Below are 12040 nucleotides of genomic sequence, written 5' to 3'. Positions count from 1 at the left end.
CGGTGTGAGTTCGCCCGTTCGATTCGAGACGGGCAACGAGTTACCGATCGTGACGGACAGAAAGTGCAGCCCGCTGGCGACGGGTGGAAACGATACGAACACTGTTCTACAGCTATCCACGCAGTCGAAGTGATGGCTTCTCACCAACCACCACTATCACTACCATACCACTACCGCCAACAACCGTTACGTTGTGCGCACACCACAACCTCGTTCCCACGTCCGAATCAGGGCCGTAAGCATCTGATTCGTCGGGACGTCGACCTCGAGTGCTGTCGCCCGCGCCACCACATACCCGTTTATCGAATCGACCTCAGTCCGTCGACCGGCAGCGACGTCCTGGGCCATCGACGACGTGTTCGCAGCCGTTCCCGTCGCGACGCGGTCCATCGCCGCAACCGCATCCCGCTCTCGAAGCGAAATCCCCGCAGCCTCTGCAACCCGTGCCGTCTCACGGGCTGCGTCCCTCGCCAGTTCGGCTGCAGGACCGGACACAACAGCCTCGTTCGTCGTTCCCGTAAGCGCCGTTACCGGATTGATGCCCGCGTTAATCGCGAGTTTCGTCCATAGCCGTCGTGGCATGTCCTCCGCGATAACCGTCTCGAGACCCGCTCGGTCGAAGGCATCCCTGATGTGTGCCGCCTGAGTACTCGAGTTGGCACTACTCCCGGTTACCCGCTCATCGAGCGAGCCGAGCACGATTTCACCGAGTCCGGTGCAGTCGACGACACCCGGCTCGTCGAGAAGTGCTCCATAGGTCGCCGTTCCCGCCAGAACCGGCGCGTCAATCGCAGCGGCGAGCGTCTCCTCGTTTCCCATCCCGTTTTGCAGCGAGAGGACAGCGTCGAACGCGCCGGTTGCGAGCGTGTCGGCTGCAGCAGGGGTGTCGAACGATTTGACGGTCACGATCGCGAGGTCGGCTGCGAGATTGCTGCCATCTGTCGTCGCGTCGGGGGTGACCGTCTCGTCGAACACGCCACCGAGCTGGAGTCCGGATTCGCGGATCGCGCTCGCGTGTGGCTCGCGGGCGACGAGTGTGACCGTGTGCGCATCGACTCGAGCGAGTACGCCGCCGACGAGACTGCCGAGACTACCGGCTCCGAAGACCACGACCTCCATCGTATGAAGGGCGGGACGCCAGCGCGATAAAGCTGCTAGTCTTCGGTCCAATAATAGAGGTTCTCTCGCTCCGTCCCACAGGACGGACACGCCGCTGGCAGGTCCTGCTCGAGGTCGCCCATCTCACCGCACTCGAGACAGCGCCACATCAGGTGTGCCTCGCCGAACTCGTGGCCGGACCGAACGTGTTCGATGCTTAGCCCCTCCATCCCATCGCGAATCGTCACGTAGAAGCCGTCCTCGTCGAAGCCGCGGATGTGGCCCACTTTTTCACCGTCTTTCGTGTAGACCGCACTTCCAAAACCCAGGTCGGGTCGATCTGGCGTCATAGAGCAAAGGCACGCCTCGAAGCGGCATAAAGGCGAGACGAAGCTCTAGACAGTGTGAACGGTTCGGTAGCGGCGTTTTGAGACAGGCGGCCATACAGTCAATGAACTGTATTCTGGTATATCGAATTAGTGCAGGAGACGATAGCGGGACGGTCAACCGACAGGTCCTGCGAGGCATGGTGGGGCAACAGGAAGCCGAATCAAGCGGCAGAGATAACGAGTCGTATCAGGCCACCGAACGCAGACAGAGAAGCCAGAACGAACCAGAGATGACGAGCGGTGTTCGTGTGTGGAGCTCAATAGCGGCAACAGTGGCGTCAACAGCTATGGCTGAGAGTCCGACTCATCGGGGAAAATCTTCCCCGGATTCAGAATCCCGTTTGGATCAAACGTCGACTTGATCGATCGCATCGTGGCGACCAGCGCCTCGTCGTGTTCGGCCGGGACGTACTCCCGTTTTCCGATACCGATGCCGTGTTCCCCGGTCGCAGTTCCCCCCATTTCGACTGCGCGCGCCACGATCTGCTTGGACACGTCCTGTCCAGTCGAGACCATCGCAGGATCGTCTGGGTCTACCATCACGAAATAGTGGATGTTACCGTCGCCCGCGTGCCCGAAGCAGGGAATCATGATGTCCTGTTTCTCGCCCAGCGTTTTGATGTAGTCGACGATATCGGGCAACCGGTCGATCGGAACGGTGACATCGCCGGGAGTGAGCGGCGAGAGGGTGGGGTCGTACGGCTCGACCGCGTCGGCCAGTTCGCGGCGTGCTTCCCAGAGCGACGCCATCTCCTCGTCCTGTTCGGCGATTTCGAACGAGTCGATATCGTGTGCGTCGAACACTGTCCGGCAGAAGTCGACCTCGGCTTCGATGTGCTGATTCGCGTGGAACTCGAGGAAGACCATCGGCGAGTTGGGCAGATCGGTATCGAGTCGCGCGTTTGCAATCTCTGCGCTGAGTGAGTCGATCAGTTCGATCTTGGCCACGTCGACACCCGAGCGGACCGCGTCGAACACGGCGTCAGCGGCGTCGTCCAGGTTCGAAAACGTTGCGCGACCAGCCCAGATCTGTTCGGGTCGGCCAGTCAAGCGAAGCGTGAGGCGCGTGACGACCGCGAGGGTCCCCTCGCTCCCGACGAGGAGATCGAGAACGTTGTACCCCGAGGAGGTCTTTGCTGCCTTGCTCCCGACGGTGATTACCTCGCCAGAGGGGAGTACGGCCTCTGCTTCGAGCAGCCAATCTGCGACTTCGCCGTACTTCACCGTCTTCATGCCGGAGGCATCGTTTGCGATCATGCCACCGATCGTAGATATCTTCCCAGAGGACGGAAGCGACGGGAGAAGTAGCCCGTGACTTTCGAGTGCAGCGTTGATCTCGTCGCCGTAGATACCCGGACCGACATCGATCTGCAGCGCATCCGGCCGAATGTCGTGAACCGCGTCCATCCGCGTCAGGTCGAGGCTAATACCGCCGTGCATCGGAACGGCGTTTCCTTCGAGGCTCGTCCCGGCCGCGTACGGCGTAACTGGAATTCCGGCGTCGTTTGCTGCTGCGAGAACGGCCGAAACGTCCGCAGTGCTTTCCGGCCAGATGACGACGTCCGGATAGACGCCGTCTTCCTCGTCGGTCCCCCAGTCGTGGGACCGTTCGAATCGATCCGCATCAGTGAACGAATACTGGTCGGAATCCAGTTCGTCACAGATCTGGTCCAAACTTTCTGACATGCATAATAATTCGAATATACACCATTAAACGTGGTGATGCGGACAATTTGAGAAACGGCGTGACACTAGAGTTGGACTATCCAGTGGTGAAACAGAAGTTGACCGTCAGTCGCCGATAGCGTCCGTCGTCGCTTCGTAGAGCGTTTCGTCGTCTTGGCTGGCGTAATAGGACGCCACTGCAGGGCCTGCAATCTGGTGGAGCACGACCGCGACAGCGGGAACCAGTGACGCGAGCGGCGAGAAGAACGCAGCGGCAATCGCGACTGCCAGCGCGCTGTTTTGCATCCCAACCTCGAACGAGAGTGCACGCGAGCGCGCATCAGACATATTCGTGAGATAGCCAGTGCCGTACCCCGACCCGAGACCGATCGCGTGGTGGATCAGGACGGCAAGTATCACAACACCGCTCGCTGTGAGGAGATTGTCGACGGTGCCACCGATGACGGCGGCAACGATCGTCACGATTGCAAGCACGCTGATCGCTGGGAACACCGTCAAACCCGCTTCCGCGGCCCGCGGTGCGCGTTGGTCGAGAACACGGCGAAGCGTGAGTCCGAGAATGACCGGAATCACGACGATGAGAACGATCTCCTGAAACATCTCAGCAAAAGTGACGTCGATCTGCTCGCCGACAAAGAGGATAATCCAGGCAGGCATCACAATCGGTGCCGCAAGCGTCGTCACTGATGTCACCGTCACCGAGAGCGCCACGTCACCCTTGCCGAGATAGGTGTAGACGTTCGATGCCGTCCCACCCGGTGCTGCACCGAGGAGAATGAGCCCTATGCCAATCTCTGCCGGAAGCGAGAGGAGAACGACCAGCGCGTACGCAGAAAGCGGCATAATAACCCATTGGGCGACCGCTCCGAGAACAACATCCCGTGGTCGCTCGAGAATCCGTCTGAAGTCTTCGATGGTAAGCGTCATTCCCATTCCCAGCATCACGACTGCTAACAGGTAGGAAATGTAGTCACCGAGCCAGGCGAAGCTCTCCGGCTGTGCAAATGCTAACACCGCCGCGATGACCACCCAGAGAACGAAGAACTTCGTCACGAGTTGGCTGCCCTTCTTCACGCCATCCATTGTCGTCATTGTGTGAGTATAACATAATCAAACATCTAAATAAGTACCGGACGAGGTTGTAGTTGGTTGGAGCTGTCCTCGGTAACATAGAACCAGGTACTAAAGAGGACAATATTAGGGAACAAGAGTCATCAGAATGGTGGCTGGAACGACAGAACACACCACGAGAACTCCACACAGACTGCAGGGGACGACAGCCAGACAGACACACACACACACACACACACACTACCTGCGGCCACAGAACGGCCGCCGAAAGCGACCTCGTGAAGCCCAAATCAGGACAGAACAGCCGGTAGCGGCTACATGAAGTCTTCAATACCAGACTGTTTGTTCTTGTCGTTCTCGAAAATACTCTCGAGTGACTTCTCGAGTACTTCCAGTCGCTGTTTGGTGTAGTCTCGGCAGTCGTACTCCTCGGCGACCTCGATTGCCGTCTGCATGTACTTGTTCACCGATCCCTGGTGGACGGTGAGGTTGACGCGGCCGCCACACTCCCGACAGTCGCCGGTCAGTGGCATCCGGCGGAACTTCTCGCCGCAGTCGAGACACCGGGTTTCCTGTCGGGAGAACGCACGCAGGTTCCCGATCAGGTCTGGTAGGAAGTGGTACTCGATAACCCGTTCTGCGACGTCTGTTTCGTCGACGGCGGCGAGTTTCCGCGAGAGTTCGAGCTGGGCGTCCATCTTGTCCATCATCGAGCCCAGGGTCTTGTACGCGGAGAGATCCGGCCCCATTGCGATGTCTGTCACGTCGTGGGTGTGCTCAAAGCCGGTGTACTCGCCGTCGGTGCCGAGCGTGTCCTCGCCGATCTGGATGTCCACATCCTCCGGATCGGCCTGCTCTAAGGTTGCGAGATAGAACTCGCGGGGGTACTGCGAGACGATGTCCATGTTGTGGGCCTCGTCGTCGATTTCGGAAGGATCGATGCGAGAGGACATGACCAAAGGTGCGTCCATGCGCCCGCCTCGTTTGTCGGGGAGAAAACTTCTACTAAAGTTGAGAAGACCGTCCATGAGAAGCATCACACAGTCTTCGTCCCCGTCACAATTCCTTCGTTTTGCGGCGTGAAAGTACGGATGAGCGTATCCGACCGCTGCGCTCGTGAAACCAATCACTCTTCCGACAGTTGCGGCACTCGTGTGGGGAGCCATGCCGAAGACGAGTTCGCCGACCAGATCCTGGCGGTCCTCGAGTTCGTAGAACGGCTCGAGGCCGTAGTACTGTTCCAGCAGGTCGTCGATGAAGTCGGCCGTCTGCATCATGTGCTCGGCCGCACCGTCCGAGAGGACGATGTCCTGTACGTTGAGTTCGACCAACTGATCCTCGTGGACCAGTGGCTCGCCGTGGATGTCCTCCTCGTAGCCGAGTGCCTGAAGCTGCCCCACGTCGATATCGAGTTCGCTCGCGCGGACGGATGTCACCGGCAGGTCCGTCATGTCGTAGCGGACCGTGCCGTCTTTGAACGCCGACACGTCGTGTTTGGCGCGCAAGATCCCCTTCTCGATGGGTTCTGGAACCTTGTTCGACGAGGTCAGCCCCTTGACCCCCTTCAGGATCTCGAAGGCGTTCTCCCGCTCGCCGACGGACTCGAGTGCACTCCGAAATTCGTCGTTGATGTCGACCTCGCGGGTCTCGACACAGGTGCCCTCGATCTCACAGCGGCCACACTCGACGCGACCGGAGTCATCAGGCTCGAGTGACTGCTCGCAGTCGGGACAGCGGTAGTCGGGTTCGGTTCGGGTCTCGCAGTCGGGACAACGGTTCTTGAACGTCTCCGTGTCACAGCTTGGACACTGGTGGCGGCCGATCTGGATTTCGACGACGCCGGGCGTGTCCGACATTGTTTCGGCGTGTTTGGCTGCGTCGGCGACGTTGCGCTGTGCGCCGCCGGCTTCGCCGATCGGGAAGAGGGTGTGGACCGGCGGACTGAGGTCGCGGCGCTCGGATTTCTCCGGACGGCCCATTCTGTTGCCGACGCGAGTCGGCGAGCGTTCCCGGATTTCGAACGGTGCGACCTCGTTGGCGGCTTTGACGGCGTTCGAGCCGTCCGGCTGATCCTCGTGGCCCCAGGTGCGAGCGCGCGTCGAGAGGTCGTCGTCGGCCCAGGCGCGCTCGAGTTCGATCGTTGCTGACGAGGTGTTCGCGTCGGGTCCGTCGGGCGAGACGTTCGCACCAGGAGAGCGCGAGGAGCCGTCGGTCGCCGTCCGGCGGATCTCACAGCCAAGTGACCGCGCGAGCGGCCGCCAGTCGTCGATTTCGATTCGGCCGTTGGCCTCGCCGCTGCCCTCGCGCTGGCGGTGTTCGATGACGATAGTCTCGAGTGCCTCGCGTGTGGGTTCGGTGTACTCGAGGACGAGGGTGTCCGCGCCGTCGCCGCCAGTCCCGTCCCCGGTCTGCTCAACCCGTCCAGCAGCCACTGCGTCCGCCAACGCACAGAACTCCTCGACGGGCAAGTCGTGCCAGAGGTAGGTGTACATGGGGTGCAGCGGCGCGTCGTACTCGAGTGCCCACTCGATCGCCTCGTCGGGATCGGGGTGTTCGAGGTCGATGCGCGGATCGTCCTGCAGGGCCTGGATGTCGACACCGGCAGCCTCCACGTCTTGAATCCACCACTCAGGAGTGTAGGAGGCGGGCGCGAGCGGATGGTTGTTCTCGACGAACTCGCCGTAGTTGACGAGGTATTCGCCGAGGTCGAGGATCGCCTCGACGCCGTTTCGGATCTCCTTGGCTTCGGCGGGGTCGTCGACCTGTCGAACGTCGCCGTTGGCGAGTTTGACGGTCGGCCCCTCGATGGAGTCGACGGGGACGACGCCGGCGGCCTTGCCGGGTCGTTCGGTCTTGATCTGGGTGCCAGTCGCGAGGAAGTCGTCGACCAGGTGCATCGCGGCGGGGTGGACACCGGCGGTCGCAAAGCCGTGGTTTCTCGCGCGGCCGTAGCGCAGGCGGAAGCCGCCCGTGGCACACGGATGGGAGAAGACCGGCCGGCCGGCGATCAGGTCCCGGAGGAATTTTTCGGATTTACCGACGCGGGGTGGTCCCTCGCCGTCGCTGTCTTCGTCCGAAGTGTCGCCGTCGGCTGTGTCGGGGTCAGCCTCGTCCGTCTCGGCCGTTCCCTCGGCGTCTGTTTCGCTCTCTTCGTCGCCGTCTCCCTCGCCGTTCTCGTCTTCGGCAGCCGCGTCGTCGGCGTCTTCGTCGTCCTCCGAATCGGCCGCGTAATTGCCGTCGATCAGATCCTGCAGCCACGGCCAGTCGATCTCGTCGAGATTACGGGTGTAGCGCTGGATCTTGGGGGCCTTGAGCGCGATCCCCTCACCGAGCACGAGACACATCCCACCCCGGGCGCTGTTGGTGTCGACCCGCTCCAGGTCGCGAAAGCCGGAGACCTCCTCGTCGCCGGTCGCCTCCCCGTCCAGCATGATCGGGAGGTGCTTGGCGATGAACTTCGCCTCCTTGTCCTTCGGGCAGTACTGCAGGCCCGTCTCCTTGTCGTAGAGGGCGATCTCCTCGGCGTAGCGCTCGATCTCCTCCTGTCTCGCGTCGTACTGCTCGATGCCGACGAGTGCGCGTGTGTAGTCTGCGACCAGCACGGAGAGCGCCTGTGCTGTCCCGCCCGCAGACCGGATCGGCCCGGCGTAGTAGACGTTGACGAACTCCGTCCCGTCGTCGTTCGTCAGAATTTCGACCCGGTCGATTCCCTCGATCGGTGCTGCGACGACACCCTCCGTGAGCAGGGCGACCGCCGTTCGAACCGCGCCCTCGACCTTGCCGGCTTTCGTCTCGTAGTCACCGACGCGCCCCTCTGCGAAGTCCTCCGCGAGTTCGAGGGCTGCTTCCTCGCGAGACATCTCGCCCTCGAGTTCCCTGACGCGCTCGGCGACGCCGTCGATTCCCAGAATGTTCTCGACGCGGTCGGCCATGTCCCGTGCGGTCGGAATCTCGACGTCGGGTTCGGGATCGCTGCCGCGTTCTTTGGCTTCCTCGGCGACGTCGAACGCCTCCTCGAGCTGGGACTCGAGTTGCTCGAAGTATCGTTCGTCTTCCGCGCGCATCTCAGAGCCAGAGGTCGAGCTCGGTCGTTTCGTCGTACTCGCGCTCGAGGCCCTCCTCGAAGACGCGCATGTGGACCTCACCGGCCCAGACGGTGGCCTCGTTCAGGTGGCCGGCGTAGGTGGTGCCGTCTGGGTCAGAGAGGACGGCGTGGGTGTGGGCGAAGCGCTCACCCTCGAGTAGCGAGACGTTGCCAACACAGCTTGCGACCTCGAGTGGCTCGTCGAACTCGATGGGGTAGTACTCACACTCGTCCTGGTCGTAGAACCAGAGTTCGGCGTCCTGGACGGCACCGAGGGCGCTAAACCAGGCGGCGTCGGCCGCGACCTCGTCGGCGAGCGACTCGATTTCGGCGCGCCAGTCCGCGCCGGTGTCGAGGCGGGCGACGTACTCCGCGTCGGTGTCGACGGCTCGGTGGTTCATACAGCGATACTGTATGTGCCGGTGGAAAAAGGTCACTGTTCCCGTCAGTCGCGGACGATGTGGTGGTGTCGGAGTGCAACTGTGACACCATTGGAGGCCACGACAGGGCGGTAGTCCCACACAACAGATCACCGGCTGTGAGTGTCTGCTCGGCGAGTCGGCTGAGTGATGCGCGTCGAGAGATCCGGAGAAGAACGTTCCGAGACACCACATCTGTCCGATAGTACACAGCAGTGGTGACCAAAGGACAGCAAAAATCGTGTAAAATCGCATTACGTTGGGGCCTCGGTCAGTATCCCCGTTATTCCTCCTGTTTGGGAGAGGATAACAAAGAGTCGATGACTGTCTATATCGACGGGATGGTACGGAAGTTACCAGACGTCAGCCGGCGATACGTTCTTGCGACCGGAACGGCAGTGTCGGCGACGGCCATCGCAGGGTGCATCGGTGGGAACGGTGAGGAGGAAAACGGTGAGGAAGACATCATTGATCCCACAGACTACGACTACGATCGGGAGGAACCCGACGACGAGGACGCTGCTCGCGAGAGCACGATGGAGTACACCCAGGAGCTAGAACGGGACGAGGACTTCGACCCGATCCACTCCAACGACGCCTACAGCGCACAGGTGTACAACCTCGTGTTCGACGGCCTCTACGAGTGGGACGCCGGCCTCGATCTAGAGCCGAAGGTCGCCGTCGACATGCCCGACGTAGAGCGCGACGGCACACGATACCTCTACGAGATTCACGAAGGGGTCGAGTTCCACAACGGCGAGGAACTCACCGCGAGCGACGTGGCCCACACCTTCATGGCCTACCAGGAGGAGGACAGCGTCAACGAAGCCCAGTACGACATGATCGAGGACGCCGAGGCGATCGACGACTACCAGGTGCAGGTCGACCTCGAGCATCCCTACGGGCCGTGGGAACTCCAGACGATGGCGATTTCCATCGTTCCCGAGAGTGAACGCGAGAGCGAGGACGACCGCGAGGAGTTCAACACGAACCCGGTCGGCTCCGGCCCGTTCGTCTGGAGCGACTTCGAGTTCAACGAGTACGTGACACTCGAGCGCAACGACGACTACTGGGACGAGCCGGAGCCGTATCTCCAGGAGATCACCTTCGTCGACAACGTCGACGAGGCGAGCCGAGTCGGTGAGATCCGCGCCGGTGACACGGATGCGATCGCCGACGTCCCCAACGACGACTGGAGTGAACTCGAGGGTGACGACGACGTGCGGGTCCACATCAGCGAGAGCCCGTCGTACATGCACCTGACGTTCAACTGTCGGGACGACGCGCCGACGGGCGATCCCGACGTACGTCGAGGGATCTGTCATGCGTTCTCGATGACCGACTTCGTCGAGTCGCGTCTCGGAAACGTTGCACAGCCGCTATCGGCACCGATTCCGCCGATCACGAATGAACAGTGGAACTTCCCGCTCGACGAGTGGCACGACGAGCACTATCCGGAGTACGATCCAGACCAGGCCGAGGAGTTGCTCGACGGCGCGGTCGACGACGACTGGAGTCCGACGATCGCCGCACCGGGCGACCACCGCGGAGATCTGGCAGAGCGGATCGTGACCCGCCTTCACGAGATCGGCTACGAGGGAGCCCAGGCCGAGACGCTCGACTTCGGGACGCTGCTCGACCAGACGGTGTACAACGAGGATCCGAGTCCGGACGACTTCCAGGCGTATCTCCTCGGCTGGACCGGTGGGCCGGATCCGGATGCCTACATGTACAACCTCTACCACGAGAGTCAAGTCGGCATTAATCAGGCGCACTTCTACGAGGGAAGTGACAGCTTCCACGACGATATCGCGGAGGCTCGCGAGCTGGCGAATCAGGACGAACGGTACGACCTCTACGAGGGTGTCATGCTCGAAATCTTAGAAGAGCTGCCGTCGCTCCCGGCGTACTCGTTCCACAACACGATGGCGTCGGGCGAACACGTCCGGGACCTACACGCCCATCCGATGGTCCAGCAGAACCCGCGTCCCGTCTCCGAGTACGGCAACGTCTGGATTGACGACTAACCGGGAGCGTCTCGCTCGTGAACCGCGTCAGGGCTGGTTCGAACCGGCCCTGGCTACCACTGCCGACGCCCGCTGGACAAAGAGAGCGACGCCGGAACAGCACACGTCCGGGCCCGCCGCAGCTGAGACCGGAGACGATGCTGGCGTCGACCTGAGACGCGAAGACACGGGAACTCGACTCCGACCGACACCAACGCTGACATCGCTACCGCACTCACATGGGACTCCTACGATACACGGCATTTCGCGTGGTGCAGGCGATCCCCGTCCTGATTGGGATCACCGTCATCACGTTTATCCTCGCGAATCTCGCCCCCGGCGACCCCGTTCGGCTCATGCTGCAGGGCCAAGAGGTCGATCAGGAGGTGATCGAGCGCGTCGAGCGCCAGTACGGCCTCGATCGCCCGCTCCACGAACGGTACGTCACCTACATGGTCAACCTCCTGCAGGGCGACCTCGGACACAGCATTCACCGGGATCGGCCCGTCACCGACCTGCTCATTCAGCGGGCCGGACCGACACTCTTGCTCGTCATCTCCGCGTACGCGTTCGCGCTCGTCACCGCGATCCCGCTGGGTATCATCGCCGCAACTCGGCGAAACGAGCCGACCGATCACGTCTCGCGCATCGTCGCGCTCATCGGCGTGAGCACCCCCTCGTTCTGGATCGGCATCATGCTCATCCTGATCTTCGCGATCCAGCTCGGATGGCTGCCTTCGAGTGGGCTCGTCTATCCGTGGCGCAGTCCGGAACACTACGGCTACAGCGGCTATCTCGAGTTGGCGTTCCAGACGATACGCCATCTGTTGTTGCCGATGGTCGCGCTAGGGACGTTACAGATGGCGACGCTGATGCGCGTCGAGCGCACGCAGATGATCGAGTCGTTGCAGGGAGAGTACGTCAAACTCGCGCGGGCGTACGGCGTGCCGGAGCGGACGATTCTGCGAAAACACGCCTTCCAGGTCGCTCAGTTGCCGATCATCACGATCGTTGGACTCAACCTCTCGACGGCGCTCGGCGGTGCCGTGCTCATCGAGTACGTGTTCAACATCAACGGGATCGGGCGGCTGTTCTTGGAGGCGATCCAGAGTCTCGATTACCAACTGATCATGGGGATCACGATCGTGATCGGCACGATGTTCGTCATCGGCGTGATCATCACGGATATTTCCTACGCCTACATCGACCCCCGAGTGACCTACGGAGACCGTGACTGACCATGCGAGGAACACGTATCACGGCCGGCGATGGGAGCGGTCCAGAAAA

8 protein-coding genes are annotated in these 12040 nt (G+C 61.6%); 2 read left to right on the top strand and 6 right to left on the bottom strand.

The window, feature by feature from the left end:
• Positions 1-186 precede the first annotated feature (186 nt).
• The 6 genes from BBD46_RS20580 to BBD46_RS20555 form a co-directional block, all read right to left on the bottom strand.
• On the bottom strand, positions 187-1119 hold the full coding sequence (locus tag BBD46_RS20580) for a ketopantoate reductase family protein (RefSeq protein WP_071403519.1): 933 nt from the start codon (positions 1117-1119) through the stop codon (positions 187-189).
• 35 nt (positions 1120-1154) lie between these two features.
• A complete protein-coding gene (locus tag BBD46_RS20575) occupies positions 1155-1448 on the bottom strand; it encodes a DUF7130 family rubredoxin-like protein (RefSeq protein ID WP_071403518.1) in 294 nt (97 codons plus the stop codon).
• Positions 1449-1772: 324 nt separating this feature from the next.
• Positions 1773-3173: an FAD-binding oxidoreductase gene (locus tag BBD46_RS20570; protein ID WP_071403517.1), complete on the bottom strand. Its 1401-nt coding sequence runs from the start codon at positions 3171-3173 to the stop codon at positions 1773-1775.
• Positions 3174-3278: 105 nt separating this feature from the next.
• Entirely contained in the window at positions 3279-4265 is a 987-nt protein-coding gene (locus BBD46_RS20565) for a bile acid:sodium symporter family protein (protein ID WP_071403516.1), read from the bottom strand.
• Between the two features lie 293 nt (positions 4266-4558).
• Positions 4559-8308, bottom strand: a complete 3750-nt coding sequence (locus tag BBD46_RS20560) for a DNA polymerase II large subunit (RefSeq protein WP_071403515.1) — start codon at positions 8306-8308, stop codon at positions 4559-4561.
• Between the two features lies 1 nt (position 8309).
• Positions 8310-8729, bottom strand: a complete 420-nt coding sequence (locus BBD46_RS20555; RefSeq protein WP_071403514.1) for a PPC domain-containing DNA-binding protein — start codon at positions 8727-8729, stop codon at positions 8310-8312.
• 338 nt (positions 8730-9067) lie between these two features.
• Here BBD46_RS20555 and BBD46_RS20550 point away from each other — a divergent pair, with 338 nt between their 5' ends.
• Positions 9068-10774, top strand: coding sequence for an ABC transporter substrate-binding protein (locus BBD46_RS20550; protein WP_171908256.1), 1707 nt, complete (start codon positions 9068-9070; stop codon positions 10772-10774).
• Between the two features lie 218 nt (positions 10775-10992).
• Positions 10993-11991 carry an ABC transporter permease gene (locus BBD46_RS20545; protein WP_071403513.1) on the top strand — a complete coding sequence of 333 codons (999 nt, stop codon included), beginning with the start codon at positions 10993-10995 and terminating at the stop codon, positions 11989-11991.
• The last annotated feature ends 49 nt before the right edge of the window (positions 11992-12040 follow it).

The sequence above is a fragment of the Natrialba sp. SSL1 genome (assembly GCF_001861355.1).
Taxonomy (GTDB): domain Archaea; phylum Halobacteriota; class Halobacteria; order Halobacteriales; family Natrialbaceae; genus Natrialba.
Note: the sequence above shows the minus strand (reverse complement) of the source record. Positions and strands in the feature narration are given on the sequence as shown.

What these genes read in the sequence shown, in the direction of transcription:
- BBD46_RS20580 (WP_071403519.1), bottom strand. Translation starts at nt 1,119, where the DNA reads ATGGAGGTCGTGGTCTTCGGAGCCGGTAGTCTCGGCAGTCTCGTCGGC.
- BBD46_RS20575 (WP_071403518.1), bottom strand. Translation starts at nt 1,448, where the DNA reads ATGACGCCAGATCGACCCGACCTGGGTTTTGGAAGTGCGGTCTACACG.
- BBD46_RS20570 (WP_071403517.1), bottom strand. Translation starts at nt 3,173, where the DNA reads ATGTCAGAAAGTTTGGACCAGATCTGTGACGAACTGGATTCCGACCAG.
- BBD46_RS20565 (WP_071403516.1), bottom strand. Translation starts at nt 4,265, where the DNA reads ATGACGACAATGGATGGCGTGAAGAAGGGCAGCCAACTCGTGACGAAG.
- BBD46_RS20560 (WP_071403515.1), bottom strand. Translation starts at nt 8,308, where the DNA reads ATGCGCGCGGAAGACGAACGATACTTCGAGCAACTCGAGTCCCAGCTC.
- BBD46_RS20555 (WP_071403514.1), bottom strand. Translation starts at nt 8,729, where the DNA reads ATGAACCACCGAGCCGTCGACACCGACGCGGAGTACGTCGCCCGCCTC.
- BBD46_RS20550 (WP_171908256.1), top strand. Translation starts at nt 9,068, where the DNA reads ATGACTGTCTATATCGACGGGATGGTACGGAAGTTACCAGACGTCAGC.
- BBD46_RS20545 (WP_071403513.1), top strand. Translation starts at nt 10,993, where the DNA reads ATGGGACTCCTACGATACACGGCATTTCGCGTGGTGCAGGCGATCCCC.